This window comes from Streptococcus sp. SN3, assembly GCF_030439905.1.
In genome coordinates this window covers 35688-55042 of record NZ_JAQFJF010000009.1, presented here as the reverse complement: position 1 = coordinate 55042, position 19355 = coordinate 35688, and the positions used below count along the sequence as shown (strand labels likewise).

29 protein-coding genes are annotated in these 19355 nt (G+C 38.7%); 22 read left to right on the top strand and 7 right to left on the bottom strand.

Annotated elements, in window-relative coordinates:
• Window positions 1-285: a hypothetical protein gene (locus tag PCY71_RS13035; protein ID WP_301412713.1), complete on the top strand. Its 285-nt coding sequence runs from the start codon at window positions 1-3 to the stop codon at window positions 283-285.
• Complete coding sequence (locus PCY71_RS13030; protein WP_301412712.1) at window positions 263-1567, top strand: LysM peptidoglycan-binding domain-containing protein; 1305 nt, start codon at window positions 263-265, stop codon at window positions 1565-1567. The genes PCY71_RS13035 and PCY71_RS13030 overlap by 23 nt, the downstream gene beginning before the upstream one ends.
• Window positions 1568-1925: 358 nt before the next feature.
• Here the strand turns inward: PCY71_RS13030 and PCY71_RS13025 are convergent, their stop codons facing one another.
• The 5 genes from PCY71_RS13025 to PCY71_RS13005 all read right to left on the bottom strand — a co-directional run bounded on the left by PCY71_RS13025 (window position 1926) and on the right by PCY71_RS13005 (window position 6077).
• Entirely contained in the window at window positions 1926-3068 is a 1143-nt protein-coding gene (locus tag PCY71_RS13025; RefSeq protein WP_301412741.1) for a tyrosine-type recombinase/integrase, read from the bottom strand.
• Between the two features lie 127 nt (window positions 3069-3195).
• Entirely contained in the window at window positions 3196-3465 is a 270-nt protein-coding gene (locus PCY71_RS13020) for a DUF4177 domain-containing protein (RefSeq protein WP_070811611.1), read from the bottom strand.
• A complete protein-coding gene (locus tag PCY71_RS13015) occupies window positions 3466-3885 on the bottom strand; it encodes a hypothetical protein (RefSeq protein ID WP_106382448.1) in 420 nt (139 codons plus the stop codon).
• Window positions 3886-3896: 11 nt separating this feature from the next.
• Window positions 3897-4667, bottom strand: coding sequence for a LexA family transcriptional regulator (locus tag PCY71_RS13010; RefSeq protein WP_301412740.1), 771 nt, complete (start codon window positions 4665-4667; stop codon window positions 3897-3899).
• 639 nt (window positions 4668-5306) lie between these two features.
• Window positions 5307-6077, bottom strand: a complete 771-nt coding sequence (locus PCY71_RS13005; RefSeq protein WP_301412739.1) for a DUF4393 domain-containing protein — start codon at window positions 6075-6077, stop codon at window positions 5307-5309.
• A 174-nt stretch (window positions 6078-6251) separates the two neighbouring features.
• Here PCY71_RS13005 and PCY71_RS13000 point away from each other — a divergent pair, with 174 nt between their 5' ends.
• On the top strand, window positions 6252-6437 hold the full coding sequence (locus tag PCY71_RS13000; RefSeq protein WP_301412738.1) for a helix-turn-helix transcriptional regulator: 186 nt from the start codon (window positions 6252-6254) through the stop codon (window positions 6435-6437).
• 92 nt (window positions 6438-6529) lie between these two features.
• Here the strand turns inward: PCY71_RS13000 and PCY71_RS12995 are convergent, their stop codons facing one another.
• Window positions 6530-7207: a DUF4145 domain-containing protein gene (locus tag PCY71_RS12995; protein ID WP_144210101.1), complete on the bottom strand. Its 678-nt coding sequence runs from the start codon at window positions 7205-7207 to the stop codon at window positions 6530-6532.
• 56 nt (window positions 7208-7263) lie between these two features.
• On the opposite strand from PCY71_RS12995, the gene PCY71_RS12990 reads away from it, so the two are divergent.
• Window positions 7264-7404, top strand: a complete 141-nt coding sequence (locus PCY71_RS12990; RefSeq protein WP_164503725.1) for a hypothetical protein — start codon at window positions 7264-7266, stop codon at window positions 7402-7404.
• Here PCY71_RS12990 and PCY71_RS12985 read toward each other — a convergent pair.
• Window positions 7384-7758 carry a DUF2513 domain-containing protein gene (locus PCY71_RS12985; RefSeq protein ID WP_301412737.1) on the bottom strand — a complete coding sequence of 125 codons (375 nt, stop codon included), beginning with the start codon at window positions 7756-7758 and terminating at the stop codon, window positions 7384-7386. The two genes, PCY71_RS12990 and PCY71_RS12985, sit on opposite strands and share 21 nt — an antisense overlap.
• Window positions 7759-7814: 56 nt before the next feature.
• On the opposite strand from PCY71_RS12985, the gene PCY71_RS12980 reads away from it, so the two are divergent.
• From PCY71_RS12980 to PCY71_RS12895, 18 genes are all read left to right on the top strand, one after another.
• Window positions 7815-8006 (top strand): helix-turn-helix domain-containing protein, encoded by a 192-nt coding sequence (locus PCY71_RS12980; RefSeq protein ID WP_235499510.1) that lies wholly within the window; start codon window positions 7815-7817, stop codon window positions 8004-8006.
• A 119-nt stretch (window positions 8007-8125) separates the two neighbouring features.
• A complete protein-coding gene (locus PCY71_RS12975; RefSeq protein WP_106382452.1) occupies window positions 8126-8437 on the top strand; it encodes an excisionase in 312 nt (103 codons plus the stop codon).
• Between the two features lie 2 nt (window positions 8438-8439).
• Window positions 8440-8580, top strand: a complete 141-nt coding sequence (locus tag PCY71_RS12970) for a hypothetical protein (protein WP_301412736.1) — start codon at window positions 8440-8442, stop codon at window positions 8578-8580.
• 16 nt (window positions 8581-8596) lie between these two features.
• Entirely contained in the window at window positions 8597-9079 is a 483-nt protein-coding gene (locus PCY71_RS12965) for a siphovirus Gp157 family protein (protein WP_301412735.1), read from the top strand.
• A complete protein-coding gene (locus PCY71_RS12960; RefSeq protein ID WP_301412734.1) occupies window positions 9079-9438 on the top strand; it encodes a hypothetical protein in 360 nt (119 codons plus the stop codon). The genes PCY71_RS12965 and PCY71_RS12960 overlap by 1 nt, the downstream gene beginning before the upstream one ends.
• On the top strand, window positions 9435-9902 hold the full coding sequence (locus PCY71_RS12955; protein ID WP_301412733.1) for a hypothetical protein: 468 nt from the start codon (window positions 9435-9437) through the stop codon (window positions 9900-9902). The genes PCY71_RS12960 and PCY71_RS12955 overlap by 4 nt, the downstream gene beginning before the upstream one ends.
• Window positions 9868-11046 carry a DEAD/DEAH box helicase family protein gene (locus tag PCY71_RS12950; RefSeq protein ID WP_301412732.1) on the top strand — a complete coding sequence of 393 codons (1179 nt, stop codon included), beginning with the start codon at window positions 9868-9870 and terminating at the stop codon, window positions 11044-11046. Before PCY71_RS12955 ends, PCY71_RS12950 begins: the two co-directional genes overlap by 35 nt.
• Before the next feature lie 10 nt (window positions 11047-11056).
• Window positions 11057-11272: a hypothetical protein gene (locus PCY71_RS12945; protein WP_106079282.1), complete on the top strand. Its 216-nt coding sequence runs from the start codon at window positions 11057-11059 to the stop codon at window positions 11270-11272.
• A gap of 11 nt (window positions 11273-11283) precedes the next feature.
• On the top strand, window positions 11284-11598 hold the full coding sequence (locus PCY71_RS12940) for a hypothetical protein (RefSeq protein ID WP_106079283.1): 315 nt from the start codon (window positions 11284-11286) through the stop codon (window positions 11596-11598).
• Window positions 11599-11609: 11 nt separating this feature from the next.
• Window positions 11610-12293 (top strand): ERF family protein, encoded by a 684-nt coding sequence (locus tag PCY71_RS12935; protein WP_301412731.1) that lies wholly within the window; start codon window positions 11610-11612, stop codon window positions 12291-12293.
• Window positions 12294-12671 (top strand): single-stranded DNA-binding protein, encoded by a 378-nt coding sequence (ssb, locus tag PCY71_RS12930; protein ID WP_134970835.1) that lies wholly within the window; start codon window positions 12294-12296, stop codon window positions 12669-12671.
• 13 nt (window positions 12672-12684) lie between these two features.
• A complete protein-coding gene (locus tag PCY71_RS12925) occupies window positions 12685-13494 on the top strand; it encodes a bifunctional DNA primase/polymerase (RefSeq protein WP_301412730.1) in 810 nt (269 codons plus the stop codon).
• Entirely contained in the window at window positions 13491-14885 is a 1395-nt protein-coding gene (locus tag PCY71_RS12920; protein WP_301412729.1) for a virulence-associated E family protein, read from the top strand. Before PCY71_RS12925 ends, PCY71_RS12920 begins: the two co-directional genes overlap by 4 nt.
• 457 nt (window positions 14886-15342) lie before the next feature.
• Window positions 15343-15762, top strand: coding sequence for a DUF1492 domain-containing protein (locus PCY71_RS12915; RefSeq protein ID WP_301412728.1), 420 nt, complete (start codon window positions 15343-15345; stop codon window positions 15760-15762).
• Between the two features lie 114 nt (window positions 15763-15876).
• Window positions 15877-16212, top strand: coding sequence for an HNH endonuclease signature motif containing protein (locus tag PCY71_RS12910; RefSeq protein WP_301412727.1), 336 nt, complete (start codon window positions 15877-15879; stop codon window positions 16210-16212).
• A gap of 223 nt (window positions 16213-16435) precedes the next feature.
• Complete coding sequence (locus PCY71_RS12905) at window positions 16436-16798, top strand: hypothetical protein (RefSeq protein WP_301412726.1); 363 nt, start codon at window positions 16436-16438, stop codon at window positions 16796-16798.
• Complete coding sequence (locus PCY71_RS12900) at window positions 16795-18033, top strand: hypothetical protein (protein ID WP_247938733.1); 1239 nt, start codon at window positions 16795-16797, stop codon at window positions 18031-18033. The genes PCY71_RS12905 and PCY71_RS12900 overlap by 4 nt, the downstream gene beginning before the upstream one ends.
• A complete protein-coding gene (locus tag PCY71_RS12895; protein WP_301412725.1) occupies window positions 18020-19267 on the top strand; it encodes a hypothetical protein in 1248 nt (415 codons plus the stop codon). Before PCY71_RS12900 ends, PCY71_RS12895 begins: the two co-directional genes overlap by 14 nt.
• Window positions 19268-19355 lie beyond the last annotated feature (88 nt).

Below are 19355 nucleotides of genomic sequence, written 5' to 3'. Positions count from 1 at the left end.
ATGCAACAAATTTTAATCACAGCGGGGATTATTGCCCCCATCATTTCAGCGATTGTAAATGTCGTTAAGACGCAATTCAATCTAAACGGCAAACAAGTATCTACGTTAGCTCTCGGTTTGGGGATTATTGTAGGGATTGCATACGCTGCAACCATTGTGCATGGGGACTATGCAGCTTATGGCTGGGGCGGGCTAATTGCCGGCTTATCTGCTATCGGCTATTACGAATTGGCTTTTAAAAATAAAAAAGGAGACACAGCGGATGACACAGAAAAAGAAAATTAAGCAGCTTTTAGCTCTTGTTACAATCGTACTTGGTTTCATGCTTCCTACTGCTGCACAAGCAGCGGTAGGAGATCAAGGCGTGGACTGGTCTGTTTATCAAGGTACGAATGGTATTTTTGGTTATGGTCATGATAAATTTGCCATCATTCAAATTGGCGGTATCAATGCATATGGTATGTACGGCCAATCAACGTATGAAACGCAAGTAGCAAGTGCTATTGCACAAGGAAAACGTGCTCACACTTACGTTTGGTATGAAGTAGGTGGCAATGCTGCTTTGGGTGAACAAGTTCTTAAAAACTTCTTGCCGCAGGTACAGACACCAAAAGGCTCGATCGTAGCTCTGGATTATGAGAGCGGAGCGAGCGCTAGCAAAGAAGCAAATACAAACGCCATCTTACATGGGATGCGTATGATTAGGGAAGCAGGCTATACGCCGGTATACTACTCATACAAACCTTATACACTTGATCACGTTGATTATAATCGGATTTTGGCCGAATTTCCAAATTCTTTGTGGATTGGAGCTTATCCAGATTACAACGTGACCCCATCACCAAACTACAACTTTTTCCCGTCACTCCCAGGAATCGCCATTTTTCAGTTTACTTCAACGTATGTAGCAGGTGGGCTTGACGGTAACGTGGATTTGACTGGTATCACAGATAACGGTTATGGTCGTAAGAATACACCTAAAACACAAACGCCAGCGATTAAAGAGGGCGAAAAAGCTGATAACACACCGAAAAGCGATATTAAAGCTGGTGACACAGTCAAGGTTAATTTCTCGGCTACCAACTGGGCGACAGGCGAAGCGATCCCCGAATGGGTCAAAGGTCGGTCTTACCAAGTAGCAGAGGTAAGCGGCGATAAAGTGCTATTAGCTGGTATTAACTCTTGGATTTACAAGCGAAATGCAGAGATTATCTCTACTACTAATAGCCAACCTGCACCATCTCCAACCGTTCAGCAGTCCGGCTCATACACGGTACAGCCGGGTGATACCCTTTCTGGGATTGCGGCTAAATATGGCACGACTTACCAACAGTTAGCGGCTCTAAATGGCATTAGCAACCCTAACTACATCTACGTTGGCCAAGTCCTAAAAGTGACGGGACAAGGACAATCAGCCCCTCAAAGTGCGTCTTATCATACAGCACAATGGGGTGATACACTCTCTGGCATGGCTGCTAAATATGGAACGACAGTGGAAAATATTCAAGTGCTCAATGGATTGTCTGGTGATCTAATCTATGCAGGCGCAACCTATAGAATAAAATAAGACAAGTAGAGTCCTTTGGAAAATCCAGAGGGCTTTTTTTCGTGGCCGGAAAGTGGTATAATAGCGATAAAAGAAATCACAGGTTAATTTTTATGCCCCAAAGAATCCATAAAGCCCTGTTGGGGCAAAACTGGGGCATAAGTCTAAAACTTACTCAGACTTATTGAATAAATTTAAATAGGTTTGCTATCTATAACCCCTTACATAACAAGAATCCCTACTATATAAAATTAACGGAAAATATTCATCTTGAAAAGACGCTGTTAAATAATTCAACGATAAAAAGCCTATTGTATCAACGTTTCGGTGTTGTGCAATAGGCTTTTCTTGTGTTTTGGGGCATTTTTGGGGCGTAAAATTAATAGTTTTCCATGATGTCAGCCACATTTGACTTCATTTTCTTGGTGATGTGGGTGTAAATTTGAACAGTTGTCTTTGAATCAGCGTGACCGACACGATCCATAATAGCTTTAAGCGGGACATTGTTTTCAGCCAGACGGCTGACTAGAGTATGACGGAAGATGTGGCTGGTAAGATTTTTCTGAATCGGTTTTTCCAATCGCTTGTTGGCAGCTTTAAGAGCTAGGTTGAAAGAGTTAGTTTGAATGGGAACTCCGTTTTTAGTTGTGAAAAGGTAGCCCATGTCTCTATATCGTAGATTGGTATTTTTTTCCAGTTCATTCATGAACTCTATTTCTTTGAGGATTTCCATTTCCCGGTTGGTCATGATTGTTTCTCGGTAGGAAGCAAGAGTTTTAGGAGTTGTCTTTTCACCGTTACGGTAGCCCTCTGTGTGGTCATAGGTCCCGTGCAACTGTAGAGCCCTGGTTTCAAAATCATAATTTGTTGGTTCGATACTGACCGCCTCACCAATACGGCAGCCATTTAGGCTCATGAACTCAGACAGTAACCCTAAACGGTAAGTGTTGGGGCGTCGATATAACTCTTTAAGAAGCGGTTGGATTTCATCCTCTTCAAGATATTTTTCTTCAATTTTCTTCCAATCTTCCAAAGTTTTCTTTATTCGCGGGAGCTTGGCCCGCCGAGACGGATTATCTTTAATAATATTCAGATCAACAGCGTAATCAAAAGCAAGGTTGAGCATAGATTTGTGACGTTCTTTCTTGTTTCTGGAGCAGTCGAGATTGTCTAGGTAAGTTTGGACATATTTGGGATCAATATTGACCACTTTTACATTCAGTCCAAAAGACTCTCTTATTTCCCTGATATTCCCCCTTAACGAAGCGATAGATGACCGTTTTATCTCTTGTTGATAAAATCCCCACCACTGGTTTAAAAGAGCTGTAAAGAGCATTTCTGACGTTTTTAGGTTATTCAAAAGGTTAGTTATCTTAGTATCAAGTATCTTTTGGGCTTCTTTTCGTATTCTGGGGGTGTCTTTCTCCATGAGTATAGACGTTCTTTTCCATTTGTTGGTATAAGGGTCACGGTATCTTTCAACAAAATTTACTTTTCCGCTTTTGTGTTGTTCTACCCACATTGTTTTTTCTCCTATATTTTGGTAAAATGGGTACAAGAAAACGACCTTTTGAATGGTTGTTTCTTATACAATCGTTTTTGCCTCACGCTCAGAGTCGCCAAACTTTGAGAGCGTGGGGCTTTTTTATTTAATAAATTTTTTCAAAAACCATAGTAGCTTGAATTCTATCACCACCACCTAGTCCTTTACTTCCGCCATTGCTAGTAGCAATGGTATGTAGACGATAACCTTTTTTGGCTTGTTTATTGATTACATTTTCTAACTCTGTTAAATTTCCTGAACCAGTTCCAATAAATTTTTCTTTTAAAGTTACCTGTAATACGACGTAATGAAGATTCTCAATACCTGAAGCGGAAGAGAAAGATCCTTCTTCTTTTGCTTTGTCAAAAAATCCCATTTATTTACTCCTTGAATATTTTTTAGAAAATAGGGTGGCAACACCAAATGAAATGATACCAAGAATCAAAAAGAATATCCCTAAAACTGGTATCACAAACATCAATAGTAGACCTAAAATAATCATTACAATACCAGCCTGTTTATAGTCTTTTGCTGTGTAGTCTTTTGATTGTCGGATAGCTTTTTTCTTAACTTTAGCTGAACTTTTCTCTTTTGAAGATTTTACAATGTCCGATAATCCAAAAGTTGTTTTGCGATATACTTTGTTATACATTGCTTTTTTAGGGTTTTTAATCCAGCCTATTCCTTTTTGTCCATATCCTGGAATCACCGCTTTTTTTATTTGGCGCTTCCACTTTGATGTAGTCCTAGCTTTTAAGCTTCTTTTTAAACTAGGAGTTCTCATTCCTATTTTCATAAAACACTTCTTTATCTTTCTACCGGCATAAAATTGCCAACCACCTTACCGATAATCCGTGGCTCTTCCTCCCACTTAGCAAACTTATCATCGTATTTGTCATTTAGTGAGACGAGCCTTAGACCGTCTTTTTCTTTGTAGACTTTTTTTATGTAACTCTGGCCATCCCAATCAACAGCATAGATGGCACCATCATAGTCCCAACCAGTATCTTTAATAAGGGCGACAGATCCGTCAAGGAATTTAGGTTCCATGGAATCTCCATAGACCCAAGAAGCAAAGTCGTGGTCTATATCTTTGTTATAGAATACGACATCGTAGTTACGATCTTCCATGTAGTTGTAACCATTTCCTGCAGATAATTTCTCGAATACATGGTATTCGGCGAGAGGATCGGTGACTTCTGCTTTATTTGAATTTTCATTTTTCTGCTCTTTGAGCTGCTTGTCAGCAAATGTCAATACTTTTTCTTGACGCGGCTGGTGGAGCTGGTCGTAGATTTGTTGGATTTCAGATTTTGAAAGAACAGGGGGAGTAGCATTGATTTGAATTTCTTGATCGTCATCAAGCATATCAATCAAATCTTCTGCAGAAATTTGCATGCCTTTAGCAATTTTTTCTATCGTTTCATAAGATGGAACAATAGGTTTTTTTGACTTCGGATGCTCATTTTTTTCAAGCATAGAAATATACCCTTTTGTTAAATCAGATAATTCGCAAAAAGCATCCATAGATAACTTATGTTCTGATCTGTATGATTTTAGTAATTCTCCTAATTTCATTAAAAAACCCCTTTCTATATGTTGTTTAATCTATTATACACTTAAAAATAAAAAAAGTAAATATTTTTTGTTTAACACACTTGACAAATTATGTTTAACGTGTTAAACTATAATCAAGCTTAGAGATAAGCAAATAAAACGAAAGGAAAAATCATTATGCTAAAGCGCCGGCGCAAGAAAAAAGACCCTTGGCTGACACAGCCAAGAGCTACGGTAATAGCAGCGATAATAGCGCTTATCGCAGTTATACTCCAACTCTTATTTAAATAAGAGTCACGCCGAAGGAGTAGTAAGAACGGGGCGCAAGCCCCAACTCTTACACCGTCATTCTAGCATAATGTGTGGTGAAAAGCAATGGATAAAGATAAACTTTGGACAGTCGGCGGACTGGTCGCTATTGGTGTAATAATCACTATTGTGATTTGGAATTTGATTTTTTAGGTCATTACCTTAGTCAAAAATTTTTGGTAGAGAGGAGGAAAAGGATGGAAATACTGATTGTATCCATATTATCTTCAATCACCATTTCGTTCATAATGATGAAATGGCATATTCACAATACATCGGTATTGCTTGAAAAACATATCCACGACAGTGATGTTTGGTTTAAGGAACAAATGAAAATACTATTAACCTCTCTTACACAACACAAACATCAATAAAGTTTTGACCGAATTCAGTAATTATAAAACAGAGTTTACCTAATTCGAAACCTGGATTATGCTCAAGTAGATGAATTATGATTGGGTGTTTTTCTATAAAATAATATTCAGTTTCATCTGTTAGATGTTGAGTATCTTTTATTGATATAATACCAAGTCGTTCTAGGTTGATAATTGCAGCTGCATTGCGATGAAGATCAAACAGTTCTTCAGTGAGAAAAATTAAAGGAAAAAGAGTTTTTATTCCTTGTTCGTCCTGTAGGAACATCTTCATAGCTGGGGATGCTGCAAATTTACTGTAATTACTTTCGTTGAGAAATTGTAATATTTGTGCATCTAGTACATCTAGCTGTTTGATTACTTCCACAAATGACGAGTGAATCATACCGTTCTTTCTATTATCGAATGAAGAAGAGATAATTTTTGAAAACATATTTCTCAATTCCTCTTCTTCAATATAGTATCTGGACGCTTCAAGTGCTGGGCCTAATATCTTAATAGATGGCTCTTGAACATTTTCTGGAGGTATAGTTGCCACTTCTTGCAAGATATCGTTTTTCAATTTTTCTACACTTGCTTCACGGTTAGCTTTCAACAAGGCTGCTTGAGTAGAAACGTTGTGACCATAATTGATATACCACCAATCTTGCAATGTTTGAATAGGACCTGCAAACACACCGGCAGAAGTAGCGCCTCCTAGAAATCCCGTAACAAGAGGAAGGAAGTCTTGAAATTGATTAAGATCCATAGCTTTTCTCCTTTCTTAATTATTTGATTAACAAAAAAAGTTTAAATGGTAGTTAAAGTTAGCTTAATCGTTAATCATGGATATATTATAAAATAAATATAGCAAATTGTCAATATATGGTATATTATTGCAATGTTTTTAAACAAAAATACAATATATGGTAGGAGGAGTAACATGTGGGAAAAAATAAAGGCTGTCATGGATCGCAAAGGAATGACGATGTATGCTGTCAGTAAAAAAGCTGAAATTGACCAGAATGTACTCATCAATTTAAAGGTTGGTCGTACAAAACGCATTTACTTTGACAACATGCAAAAAATAGCTGACGCATTAGACGTCAGCCTAGATGAATTTAGATAAGGAGAAGAAAATGAATGAATTAGAAAGAACGGCCCTCAATGAAATACTGAGGACTGTAACGTATATTGCTGGGAAAGTAGAAGAAATTGATTCTAAGATTTCTTTGAGCGATTCACAAGCTCTTGAGCATCAAGAAAAGTAAGTTTCTTACCAAGGTAGAAAATGAAGCCATGTAAATAGTTTTTTAAGTCATAAATATCCTTATCTGGATTTTTTCGGAAGTAGTGACCTTCGTCGTTGCCAATGTATGTTGAAGCTAGAGCAACTGTCTTCAATTCTTCATCATCAATATATGTATCTATGACTTGCTTGAGTTGCATTCTTTCAATCTTGGCTTTATCATCCATGTTTGTCAAAATAACAAAATCTTTAACAAAAAATTCTAAAGCTTTACGATAGCCAATGCCTGCAATATGGTCAAGCTTCTCGTTTTCAGCTTTTAGGGCTTGTAGGTAAATATCTTTTCCGATAGGCGAAATGATGTCAATATCTTCTGGCATTGGGATATCACTAGGCAATTCAGGTTTAACTTCAACATGTGTTAGATTGTAATGGTTTGTACCGTCAAGAGTGGCAGAAAACTCTTCTACCCAGAAATGTTCGCAACCTGGACACTGCAATGTTATGAAAATATTACTTTTTCCTACAGATTTTTCACTGCTCCCTTTGCTTACAACATCTGGGATGATTGGTTTTCGGCAATTAGGGCAGGAATTCTCTATTACAACATCTTGTCTGGCATAGTTACTTATTTGAATTTCTACAAACATAGATTTTCTCCAATCGTTTTTATTCTATTATACCAAATTTGAAAGGAGGTGAGGATATGGATACCATCGCTATACGAGAAAACTCTATTCGTATAAATAATCAAAAAATAAATGGCGTGCAAGCTATTAAAATAAAAAGCACAGCCGAGAAAGGCTATGCCGAGGTTTATATCAAATTACTTGCTAAATTGGTTTGATATAAGATTTGAAATAACCTGAACAGATATTTCTTTTAAGACATCAAGAGAAGTAGAACCAACGTTCTTTGCGATTTCTTTAATTTTGTTCCAGTTAGTATCTTGTCTAATATCGTTAATAAATTGATGGCCGGCTGGAGATAAATCTATAATTGAGAAACCACCGAAAAAGTGTTGTACCTGTAAGAAGAGTCCGCTTGCTTCACATTGGCGAACATGATACAGGATTTCTTCATGATTATATTTATTCTCTAATTCTTGAAAAACAATTTCCTGTTCAACATCATTTGAATATGTAGCGTGTTTTTCGACAATAAGTAGAATATCACGTATGCAATCAGGTTTTAATTTCATTTTTAACCTCGAATATTTTATTTTTATTATATCATAACTACAAAAGGAGGTGAGGAATGGTGCAAGGAGAACGTTTAAAAAAATGGCGTGAGGCAGAAAAAATGTCTCAAGAGGAACTTGCAGAGAAGTCAAATGTTTCTCGAACAACAATACATTTGATAGAATCAGGTCAGTTTTCAACTGTTAAACTTCGAACACTTCAAAAATTAGCCGGAGTTTTTAATAAACATGTAAAAGATTTTTTTTGAAACGAATGTTTAACAAATTAAACTCAAAATAAGTCGATTATAACAAAAAAAGCAACTGAAAAATCAGTCGCTTACAAAAATAACTAACTTAATTATAACACAGAAAGGAACAATTTACTATGCCAAAAGCAGAAATAGTTTACAGACCTGCCAATCAGTCTGAAAAAGCAACATATGGTGACTATGCACACCTTTGCCAAATATGGGAAGGGTTGACAGTCGGAACTGCTAAAGGTTGGGCGGCAGAAATGAGAGAACATCCAGACTTCAGACAATTCATTGACAACCCAACTCACAGAATCGTCTTTGTCAATTACGAAGGATTTCGCCTGTTTGTTAAGTGGAAATCTCGCAACCGATACAGACCCAAAAAAGAAACACTGGCAGAGATGCTGGAAAACATTAAACGTGAAAAACAATTAGGAGTGTAAAAATGTTTAACAAAAAGAAAAGCTTACAAAAAGCCTTTGAGCTTATCGCAATATTTATTGATAAGTGCAACTTATCAGAGACTGAGAAATGCAATTTGAAAGGTCTCTTGATGAATATTAGAAGTCGAATGGAAGCAGCTTAATGAAAGAGGTAACAAAATGAGTACACTATATGAATTAACAGGTCAATATCTGACTATTTATGAAATGGATATTGACGAACAAACAAAGCAAGATACTTTGGAAGGTATGGACTGGGAAGAGGACTTTGTCAACAAGGCAGAAGGCTATGTCAAAGTTATCAAAAATTTAGAAGCAGACATTCCGGGAATTGATGAAGAAATCAAACGGCTACAAGATCGGAAGAAGAGTTTGCAGAATAAAATCGGCATACTCAAAGACAATCTGCAGACGGCCATGGAAGTGACCGGCAATGAGAGAATCAAGTCATCATTGTTTACCATTGCAATTCAAAATTCTAAGGCTAGTGTCAAGGTGGATGAAGCTCTGCTGCCTAAGAAATACTGGAATAAAAAAGTTACGGTAACGCCCGATAAAAAAGGACTTTACGAGTTGCTGAAAGAAGGTAAAAAAATTAAGGGTGCAGAGCTGCAGGAAAATAGAAGTTTGAGGATTCGCTGATGGGATTGATTAACAAAACTAGAATTACCGAAAATATTTCTGTCGTGATTGGTCACCGGGAAATCATTGTTAATGTAACTGAAAATTTCCCTTTTGATATCAAAATTGGGTTTCAAAAAATAGATGAAGTTCAACTGGATACGTGGCTTGGCAAGAAAGTATTTAAGCCAGAGTACAAGATGATCATTCAAGCGGTCGATTGTGAGAAGCCTGAATTTACAAATGAAGAAGAGCTAAAAATAAAAGACAAGCAGCATAAAGAATTGAAAACACTGTTTGCCTTTGCGAAAGCTAATAAACAGAATTGGTTTGAGACAGCTCTATTTGATGGCGTGCTTTCTGAGAAGGTGACAGCATGAAGATTTTATCAATTGACCCCTCAAGCAATCGAATTGAAAGCAGTACAACTGGAATTGTGCTCCTGGATAATGCAAGATTGGTCGACTATTGGGTAGTGCCGTTCGGTGCTCAAAACTTTAAGACCTGGTTCAAAGAAATTGGCCGTACTCTCGAAGTGGATACAGTAGTGGTTGAGAAATTCGAGGTAAGAGATAATGATTATTCCAGAGACAACTCGGTAGTTGAGACCATTGAAGCTATTGAGTTGTGCTATCCTGATCTGATTTTACAGAGGAATGCAGGTTATCAGGCAGATATACCAAATGACTTACTAAAAGCTTTGGGGCTTTGGACATTTGATAAGAGTCACCATCAGGATGTCAGGGCCGCTGCTAGACTTGGATTGTTTTGGGCCATAAGGAATGACATTGAGGAGGTGATCAAGGACATTGGCAGAATTGCAACTGAGAAAATGGCAGGCTGAGGCCGTTCGAAGAAGCGACCTGCTCACTAATGGAATTTTTCTGGAAGCTTTAGGTGGCAAAGGAAAAACCATCTGTGCCCTGGTTATTGCTAAACACAAGAAAGCTAAGAAAATTATCATCACAAATAATCGACTGGCTATTTTGACCGGCTGGGCGGAAGCAATCAAAGTTGTTGGATTTGATAGCGATGTCGAATTTGACATTGTGACAGATAGAACGCTGCAGAATCGAGTTAAAAAAGGTGAGAAGCTTGATTGCGATGTGCTTATCATTGACGAGTGGCAGAACATGTCGAGTGATGCCAACTATAAGATGTACAAAAAAATCAAACGCAGTTATACAATCGGACTATCGGCCACACCTATCAGAAAAAAGGGTCAGAATTTCTATCCTTTGGAAAAAACGGTATTTGGCGGGGCTACGCCAAATAATAAATTTGATTGGCAAAAAGCGCACGGAGAAATGGAATACGACCGTTTTTCCTACTCAAAAGAGAAGTGGAAGGACTTCCGAAACTATGAGCGATATGTCTCTAATCTACCAAATTTTTTCCGCTGGGAAGAGATTGAGGAAATTGAGGGCGCGACTGAAAACAATGGCTTTGAGGTCATCTTTGAGCCTGTCTGGTGCTTGACTGCTAATCCGGAAGAATTGGAACAGTTTAGAAAGCTGAACATTGTCGGAAAAGATGGCAAGTACGCCATGGCAAAACAGACATTTGGCCGAAAGACTTTTGAAAGGTACCTCACACAGACAGGCTTTGAAGTGGATTTCCCAAAGCTTAAAGCGGTCAATCAAGACACGCCTATGCTGCTCCAGTTGGACCTCCTGTTAGCTAGCAAGACAGAAATGTTGATAGTTAGCAAGTCTAAGCAGATTGTAGAGATTATCCGAGAACGCCATCCAGAAATTGGAATCTGGACCGGGGACAAGAAAGATTCTCTGGAACAGACCAATGTTGTGGCCACTAGCCAAGTATTGGGTGTAGGTGTGGACGGCTTGCAGCATAAGTTTAAAACGATTGTAGTCTTAGATCCAGTCAGCCCGTCTGATGGAGATTATGATGATTATAGGCAGTTACTTTGGCGGGTAACAGGCAGCCGCCAACAACATGACGTGAGAGTCATAGAATTTTATTTTTAAGGAGAAACGAATGCGAATTAAAAAAATTATCAGTCAATACCGAAGAGATTTCACAGCAGAATATGAGTGTGAACATTGTGGCTTTACGAAAATAGATGGCGGATATGATGACGCAAACTATCATAATAACGTGGTCCCAAATATGGAATGCGAGAAATGTGGAAAGAAAGCAGAATCTAACTACAGACCGCTTGCTACAAAATACCCAGAAGGTTATCAAATTTAAGGAGAATCAAAATGAAAACTAATCAAGAATTTATTGTATTGCGTAGAAAAGAAACAGGGTCTTTCTTAAAATTGTTTAAGGATCGCGGAACATTAGCCTACGAAGCAGAATACACGGATAATCTTCAAAATGCTTTGTTCATGTCTCTCGAAAAATACGAAGAAGACAAAATGCAATTCAAAAGCATGGCTAAAATGTTTGGTTGTGAAGTTGTCAAGGTTAAAGCTACATATGAATTAACTTATCCAAATGGCAGCGAGGTTCGAGAGATTGAAAAGCAGCCTGATAAGCTTACTCGTGATTTTTTGAGAGGGTTGTTTGACTAAAAGGAGTTAACATGGGAAAAATATTTGGAGTATTGCAGTCAATCCAAAGTGAGTTGGTTGCTCCAAAGGGTCAATATAACTCTTTCGGAAAATACAATTATCGAAGTGCAGAGGATATCCTAGAAGCTCTAAAACCGATTTTAAAAAAGCATAAGGCGGCAATCACTATGAGTGATGACATCGTCTATATCGAGGGGCGCCATTATGTTGAGGCTTCTGTCACACTCTACGCTGAAGGTGAGGCTATCGGATCTAAAGCATTAGCGCGTGAAGAAGAAACAAAAAAAGGGATGGACGGCAGCCAAATAACAGGTACAGCATCCAGCTATGCGCGTAAGTACGCTTTGAATGGTTTATTTGCTATTGACGACAACAAGGATCCTGACACAGATGAATACGCTGAACAGACAGATCAAAAATCTACAAACAAAGCGGCAAGTAAGTCAGCGGCTAAATCAAATGAAAGTGCTAAAAAGCCAACTAATGATAAGAAATTCATCACAGGCGCTCAGGCTAAGAAGTTGCGTGAGGATATCAAATATATTGCAGAATCAACTAATGCACCAGTTATTACAATTGGAAAATGGTTCGTTGGTCTGATGGGAGTTGAGAAAATCGAACAGATACCAGTTGGTCAGTTGAAGGCCGCTCAACAGTTGATTGACGAAACGAAAAAAGTGAAAGGAATTGAATAAATGATAAATAACGTTGTACTTGTGGGTCGCATGACCCGTGATGCAGAATTGCGTATGACTCAGAGTAATACGGCAGTAGCTAGTTTTACTCTTGCAGTTAATCGTAATTTTAAAAGTCAAAATGGTGAACGAGAAGCAGATTTCATTAATTGTATTATATGGCGCCAACAGGCAGAAAACCTTGCAAATTGGGCCAAAAAAGGAGCTCTTATCGGAATTACTGGTCGAATTCAGACGCGTAACTATGAAAATCAGCAAGGTCAGCGCGTCTATGTCACCGAAGTTGTTGCAGAAAACTTCCAAATTTTGGAAAGTCGCAATCAACAAAATAACAATAGCAATCCGATGGATATATCGGATGATGATCTGCCATTCTAATAGGAGGTACTAGATGGGAATGAAAGAACATGCCTTAGCTTATCAGAAAAAGGGATTTTCGGTTATTCCTATTAGTCCAACTAGCAAGAAACCGATGATTGCTTTTGCAGATAAGCCAGCCTTGACAGAACAGGAAATAGAGGATTTCTGGTCGCAGTATCCTGATGCTAATATTGCAGTTCGGACAGATAAGTTTTTTGTCATCGACATTGATTTACACGGTAAGCATAATGGCTTTGAATCTTTAAAGAATTGGGAACATCTGAACTTGATAACTCCGACTTTGCAGGCTAAGACTGCAAGTGGCGGTAAACATATTTTTTATTTTAAACATCCTGATGTGTCCATGACCCAGATGATTGGTTTTCTTCCTGGTGTAGATGTCAAAGCTCATCCTAATAACTATGTGTTAGTCGCTCCATCGAAAACAAAAAAAGGGAAATATGAATGGGACATTGATAAATCAAAAGAGGGCGGCACGATGGTCACGGCCAGCAGGGCGCTGGTCATGGCTATCAAATCGGAATACTTAAAAAAGAACAAGGTCAATGACCTGGATCAGTTACGCTATCAAAATTATTCAAACAGAAAACGCAATAGAACAACAGAGCTATTTGAAATGATTGCGATTGGATTTGGTGGTGAGGGAACCAGAAACGATACCTTGGCCAAATTCACGGGCGGTTTGCTGTCTAGGCATGTAGAAGCAGAGTTTGTTCTGCAGTTGGCTCAGATAGCAAACAATAACAGTCTGGATCCGCTACCTGATAAAGAACTTGAGCGGACGGTGATGAGTATGATTGATAAAGATATGAGGAGGTGAGTATCATTGGTGAGATTTTAAAAATGTCCATGGCTCAATTTAAGCGGACGAAGAAAAAGATTGTCAATGACCAGGGCGAGAAAGAAGAAATTGATGTAATCGTCTCAGACAGTCCGCGAAATGTGCTGCTAGCTCTCAAGAGTGACACGCGCCTCAATGACTTTTTAAGGCATAATTCCTTTTCTCAAGAACACGAGATTGTGGCCGACATCAAGCTTGATAATGTCGAACTTCCAAAAGGTGAATTACCTGGGAATTTTGAAGCGGTGCTTAGTGTTTATCTTGAGAATCATTTTGGGGTTGTCTTTAAACGTCAAGCCTTATCAGACGGGATTGCAACATTCTTTGCAGAAAAATCCTATAATCCAGTTTCAGAATATATGGAACGTGCTTATCAGCAATGGGACCATAAGGAGCGATTGAACCAGGTTTTTCAAACTTGGCTAGGTGCAGAAGATGACATCAATGTTTCAAGAATAGCGACAATGTTTTTCGTTGGCGCAGTGGCCAAGGTTTTTACTCCTGGTGTTAAATTCGACTACGTGCTTGATCTGGTTGGCGGTCAAGGAACCGGTAAGACTACTTTTTTGCAAAAGATAGGAATGGACTGGTACACAGATTCTGTTAAAGATTTCTTTGACAAGGATAATTATGAGATTATGCTTAAGTCCTTAATCGTTAATGACGACGAGATGATTGCGTCAAGAAAGACTACTTTTGCGGAATTAAAAGCTTTTGTCACGAAGACAGACTTGCGCTTTCGGAAAGCATACGGCCGGAGATCGGAGAAATTTCCAAAAAACTTCGTGATTGCCAGAACCAGTAACGAAATTGAATATTTACGGGACAAAACCGGTGAACGTCGATTTCTACCAGTATTGGTTCATGCAGATAATCAATTTATGCGGCCATTTGATATGACGGATGAGGATGTTCTTCAACTTTGGGGAGAGGCTGTGGCTCTATACAAAAAAGGCTTTAGTCTGACTTTCGATGAAGAGGTTGAGCAGGATCTAAAAGTCTATAAAGAGCAGTTTGCTTACAAGGACGAGGAAGAAGAGCAAATCTATGAATATCTGGATATGTTGGTTCCGTCCAACTGGTCGGATATGTCTATGGTGCAGCGGCATCAATTCACCTACTCTTATTTCAATAATCAAATCTATCGTGATGAGGTCGGTAATCCAGTCCACGGAGTGGTGCTGCAGGAAGCCGTCTCTACTAGGGACATTTTAAAGAATGTCTTTGATGTAGATACAGCAAGAGGCAGCAAGTTGGCCAAGAAAATCAAGTTGATGATGGATAATGATGGTGATTGGGAATATGGAGTTCGTAGAACAAATGGTAGTCAATTTAGAGGATATTTTCGTAAAAATATGCAAAAAAGTTAATGTCACACTTTCAGCTTGTAATGTCACAAAAACAGCTATCCGTGACATTATGTGACATTACTGTGACATTTATAATGTCACACCCTTTGAGGTCAAGTGTATCAAGGTTTGAGGTCGATTTTCTCGCAAATTTTAAAAAAATGAAATGTCACACCATCTAGCACTTGATATGACTGACTTTATAGACAATTAAATAGTATCTGTGACATTATTATTAAATAAAAAGAGTATATAAAAATAAGAATAGCTACAAAGCCTATTATAGAGCCATTCTTGTTTTATATAAAATAAAAGTTTTGAAAGTAAATGTCACAGTGTTGCATTCTGATTTTATGCAAAAAATATGAATAAAATAATATAGAAGTCGTAGTAATTTTAAATCAGTATTAAAAAAAGCCAGCGCTTTGCTGACTCCTTGTAACAACTATACTTATATTATATCACAAAGGAGCTAAAAGTGAAGGCAAAGGCTATTTTGAAAGATTTGAGAAACCTAGATTTATATATTGCGAGCTTGATTAGACGTAGAGATAAAATCGAAGCTTCACTTTTATCTAGCGCAAAATTCTCTGCAGATAAAGTGTCTGGAGGTATCAAGCGTAAGCAGGATGATATCTATATTGAACTGTTGACTGCAAAGGAAGAGATTGAGCAAAAGACAGCTGAAGCAATCAGAAAGCAGAGAGAACTGCAGGGATTAATTGATTCCCTGGAGAATACGGATAGTCAAGCGATACTAAGCTTGGTCTACATCGATAAGATGACACGTTGGCAGGTTATGGATGAGTTGAATTGCAGTGAGAGTACCTATTTTCGATTGCTGCGCGTGGCTACTAGAGAACTTGATGCCGTGACAGTAAATGACAGTAAAAAATAGTAATGACAGCGATTGACAGTGCATGACAGTTTCAACGTGATATTATTGTAATATCAAAAAATACCGAGGGGAGGTGCTAAAAAGTACTCCCCTCTTATTAGTTAGAGGTCCGCTATGAACAATATCCGTCCGGATCGTCAGGGTCCCCATCGAACGGTTTTTGAAAAAAATAAAAGAGTGATTCTCAAAACTCAGAACACTTGCGGCATCTGTGGTCATCCGGTGGATAAGTCATTGAAGTACCCTCACCCACTAAGTCCTGTGATAGATCATGTGGTTCCAGTATCAAAAGGTGGTCATCCATCATCAATTGAGAATCTGCAACTAGCTCACTGGCAATGTAACAGGCAGAAGTCTGATAAGCTCTATGCAGATAGAGCAGCCAGCTCTACTGTGGTTGGAAATCGCAATCTGCCGCAAAGCTGCGACTGGACGAAGTACAGAGCTTGAAGTCTTATGACGAGATTTAAGATTATATTTGAATTTTTTGAAAAAAGAAAAAATCATTGAAGCACGTACAATGATTTGATTAAATTTTGAAAAATCGTTTGAGTTTTTTAAAAATTTTTTTGAAAACGACGACAAGGGGGGGATTCCCCCTCCCCTTGACGGGCGCAGCCCTTCACGCCGTCACTGTACATTTTTTCTCGCGTTAGGATTTGGGAGTTAGGAAATGAAAAAAATTAAGTGTTCGATATGTGGTAAAAAGTTCACGGCTACATCTAGTCGGTCAAAATATTGCAGTGACAAATGCCGTAGGGACGGGATTAGAACGAATCAACGCAAACTGATGAAGAAAAAGCGTGCTGCTAAGAAGCAGGAAAAAATCAAAGTTTCAAATCCTAACATTTCAACTTCCAAAAAGCGTAAAAAAAGTAAAAGTCTGTTGAAATACTATCGTGATTTGAAAAATCGAATTTTGGCAAATGAAGAAGCTTTTGATTTCGTTAGTCGGACAGTCGTTGAGGGTATTGATGTACACGAAGAAAACTTTGAACAATTAGTTGTAGAAAGGATAAAGGAGCAATCAGAATGAATTATATGGGTATGGGCTATCTTCGTAGGAAGTTGGCCCTTTATCAATTGGGTGTAAAGAAGCGTTATCGATATTATGCAATGGAAGACAAAGAACCATCTCGCAGTATTGTTGTGCCAGACAAAGTTCGTGATGCGTACAGTTCTGTTTTGGGATGGACTGCCCACGGAGTCGACGCTCTAGCAGATAGAATTGTTTTCCGCGAGTTTGCTAATGATGATTTTAATGCAACAGAAATTTTTAACGCTAACAATCCGGATATCTTTTTTGATACGGCGATACAGTCGGCTTTGATTGCCTCCTGTTGCTTTGTCTACGTCATGCCAGGGGTAAATGGTGAATTGCCTAAAATGCAGGTTGTAGAAGCGAGCCGGGCAACAGGAATTCTGGATCCGACGACATTTCTATTGACAGAAGGTTATGCTGTTTTAGAACAGGATGAATATGGTGTTCCAACTTTAGAGGCATATTTCACACCAGATGCAACGTGGTATTATCCTAAATATGGCGAGGAGTATTCTATCTCAAATCCCTCTGGACAGCCTCTATTGGTTCCAATTATCCATCGACCAGATGCTGTGCGGCCATTTGGGCGGAGTCGTATCACTCGTGCTGGCATGTACCAGCAAAAGGCTGCTAAGCGGACGCTGGAGCGTGCAGAAGTGACTGCAGAGTTTTATTCTTTTCCTCAAAAATATGTAGTAGGAACTAGTCAGGATGCAGATCCTATCGAAAAATGGAAAGCGACAGTTTCCAGTCTTTTGGAATTTTCTAAGGATGCTGATGGTGACAGTCCTACAGTTGGTCAGTTCTCAACTGCTAGCATGTCTCCATTTATTGAGCAGCTTAGGATGTATGCTTCTTTGTTTGCTGGTGGAAGCGGATTAACTCTAGATGATTTAGGTTTCCCGTCTGACAATCCATCTTCAGTGGAAGCAATCAAAGCTGCTCATGAAAATCTAAGAGCGGCTGGGCGAAAAGCTCAACGATCTTTCGCATCTGGATTGCTAAATACGGCTTATGTAGCCGTTTGTTTACGCGACAAGTTCCCCTTTTTACGTAGCCAATTTATGGAAACTAGCGTAAAATGGGAGCCACTCTTTGAGGCTGATGCCAATATGTTGACCATGATTGGTGATGGAGCTATCAAGCTGAATCAGGCAGTTCCTGGCTATTTGGATGCTAAGACTATCAGAGACCTGACTGGTATCAAGGGAGCTGATGTCAATGGTTGAAGATATCGTACCAGAGCTCCTCAAAAAGATACAATTAGATTTTGAAGATGGTCGGCTTAATAGTTCCACTTTGCAGATTCTTATTTCAAAATTGGAGCAGAAAAAGGCAAATTACATTGACGCGAATGACTATGCCGTTGAGCTTGGCGAGATTCTCTCTAAGGCTCTGAGAGGCTCTCTGAGCGACGATGTTTTGCCAGATGGGAAAATGTATTACAACATTGCTCAAAGACTGTTAAACGAGACGCTGGGCAGAAATTACGATCTGATAAGTGATTACTCGGCAGAAGTTCAGCGGATTTTGAACAATGAAGCAGGATTTGGATTTGCGATTCAGAATCCAGCGCTTAACCAAGACCGTATCGATGGATTAGTCAATCGGTTGGCTAGTGAGGATAGTTTTGAGAAAGTAAAATGGTTGCTTAATGACCCAGTTGTCAATTTCAGTCAAAGTATCGTTGATGACAGCATAGAGGCTAATGCTAAGTTTCATGCAAAAGCAGGATTGAAACCTAAAATCGTTCGCAGGGTTGTTGGGCATCCTTGTAAATGGTGTAAGGGTCTGGCAGGTTCTTATGATTACCCTGATGTACCTGATGATGTCTATCATCGGCACGAGAATTGTAGATGTACAGTAGATTACCGCCCCGGTGATGGCCGCAGGCAAAATGTTCATTCTAAAAAATGGAGTGATGAAAAGAAAACTGCTATCAAGCGCAGAAAGATGATTGGACAACAGCAGAATAGTAAACCTTATCAGAGTATAAGAAAAGAGTGGCTAAAGCACTCAGGTAAAGGTTCTGTTGCCGAAATGGGCTACTGGGAGCATGAGGAGGTCAAGTATCATGTTGACGGAAAGCATGTTGTCTTAGATTATTCACAAAAAGAAAAAGAGGTTGCAGAGTGGCTAGCCAAGAAATTTGGTGTTAAAGTCCAGCTTGTACCAAAAGTAAATTATCCGCTAAAAGTTCCGACTCCTGATTATTTGGTCAATGGTGAACGATTTGACTTAAAAGAGATTGAGGGAGCTGGTAAAAATGTTGTTGATAACAATATGCGAAAATCAAAAAGACAAGCAAATAATTTTGTGCTTGAACTAGAAAAATCTAATATTAGCACAGAAGAAGTGTTACAGCAGTTGGAAATAATCTACAGAAGCGGCAGGAGAGATGTTGATACTGTTATCATGAAGCGTGGCAATCGCTTGATTGATATAGTACAAAAAAGGAAGTAACCGTCATTCCGACCACATAGTGGACAAGGGGAACAGGATTACTTCCTTACTTAAGTTAAGTATACAACAATTTTGCTTAAAAAGCAAG

Excerpts from the sequence above, each read along its gene's own strand:
- PCY71_RS12980 (WP_235499510.1), top strand. The coding sequence starts at position 7,815 with ATGGTGCAAGGAGAACGTTTAAAAAAATGGCGTGAGGCAGAAAAAATG.
- PCY71_RS12905 (WP_301412726.1), top strand. The coding sequence starts at position 16,436 with ATGAAAAAAATTAAGTGTTCGATATGTGGTAAAAAGTTCACGGCTACA.
- PCY71_RS12955 (WP_301412733.1), top strand. The coding sequence starts at position 9,435 with ATGAAGATTTTATCAATTGACCCCTCAAGCAATCGAATTGAAAGCAGT.
- PCY71_RS12935 (WP_301412731.1), top strand. The coding sequence starts at position 11,610 with ATGGGAAAAATATTTGGAGTATTGCAGTCAATCCAAAGTGAGTTGGTT.
- PCY71_RS12960 (WP_301412734.1), top strand. The coding sequence starts at position 9,079 with ATGGGATTGATTAACAAAACTAGAATTACCGAAAATATTTCTGTCGTG.
- PCY71_RS12995 (WP_144210101.1), bottom strand. The coding sequence starts at position 7,207 with ATGTTTGTAGAAATTCAAATAAGTAACTATGCCAGACAAGATGTTGTA.
- PCY71_RS13035 (WP_301412713.1), top strand. The coding sequence starts at position 1 with ATGCAACAAATTTTAATCACAGCGGGGATTATTGCCCCCATCATTTCA.
- PCY71_RS12975 (WP_106382452.1), top strand. The coding sequence starts at position 8,126 with ATGCCAAAAGCAGAAATAGTTTACAGACCTGCCAATCAGTCTGAAAAA.
- PCY71_RS12945 (WP_106079282.1), top strand. The coding sequence starts at position 11,057 with ATGCGAATTAAAAAAATTATCAGTCAATACCGAAGAGATTTCACAGCA.
- PCY71_RS12970 (WP_301412736.1), top strand. The coding sequence starts at position 8,440 with ATGTTTAACAAAAAGAAAAGCTTACAAAAAGCCTTTGAGCTTATCGCA.
- PCY71_RS13000 (WP_301412738.1), top strand. The coding sequence starts at position 6,252 with ATGTGGGAAAAAATAAAGGCTGTCATGGATCGCAAAGGAATGACGATG.
- PCY71_RS13010 (WP_301412740.1), bottom strand. The coding sequence starts at position 4,667 with ATGAAATTAGGAGAATTACTAAAATCATACAGATCAGAACATAAGTTA.
- PCY71_RS12990 (WP_164503725.1), top strand. The coding sequence starts at position 7,264 with ATGGATACCATCGCTATACGAGAAAACTCTATTCGTATAAATAATCAA.
- PCY71_RS13025 (WP_301412741.1), bottom strand. The coding sequence starts at position 3,068 with ATGTGGGTAGAACAACACAAAAGCGGAAAAGTAAATTTTGTTGAAAGA.
- PCY71_RS12895 (WP_301412725.1), top strand. The coding sequence starts at position 18,020 with ATGTCAATGGTTGAAGATATCGTACCAGAGCTCCTCAAAAAGATACAA.
- PCY71_RS12900 (WP_247938733.1), top strand. The coding sequence starts at position 16,795 with ATGAATTATATGGGTATGGGCTATCTTCGTAGGAAGTTGGCCCTTTAT.
- PCY71_RS12940 (WP_106079283.1), top strand. The coding sequence starts at position 11,284 with ATGAAAACTAATCAAGAATTTATTGTATTGCGTAGAAAAGAAACAGGG.
- PCY71_RS13005 (WP_301412739.1), bottom strand. The coding sequence starts at position 6,077 with ATGGATCTTAATCAATTTCAAGACTTCCTTCCTCTTGTTACGGGATTT.
- PCY71_RS13030 (WP_301412712.1), top strand. The coding sequence starts at position 263 with ATGACACAGAAAAAGAAAATTAAGCAGCTTTTAGCTCTTGTTACAATC.
- PCY71_RS12965 (WP_301412735.1), top strand. The coding sequence starts at position 8,597 with ATGAGTACACTATATGAATTAACAGGTCAATATCTGACTATTTATGAA.
- PCY71_RS12925 (WP_301412730.1), top strand. The coding sequence starts at position 12,685 with ATGGGAATGAAAGAACATGCCTTAGCTTATCAGAAAAAGGGATTTTCG.
- PCY71_RS12985 (WP_301412737.1), bottom strand. The coding sequence starts at position 7,758 with ATGAAATTAAAACCTGATTGCATACGTGATATTCTACTTATTGTCGAA.
- PCY71_RS13015 (WP_106382448.1), bottom strand. The coding sequence starts at position 3,885 with ATGAAAATAGGAATGAGAACTCCTAGTTTAAAAAGAAGCTTAAAAGCT.
- PCY71_RS12910 (WP_301412727.1), top strand. The coding sequence starts at position 15,877 with ATGAACAATATCCGTCCGGATCGTCAGGGTCCCCATCGAACGGTTTTT.
- ssb (WP_134970835.1), top strand. The coding sequence starts at position 12,294 with ATGATAAATAACGTTGTACTTGTGGGTCGCATGACCCGTGATGCAGAA.
- PCY71_RS13020 (WP_070811611.1), bottom strand. The coding sequence starts at position 3,465 with ATGGGATTTTTTGACAAAGCAAAAGAAGAAGGATCTTTCTCTTCCGCT.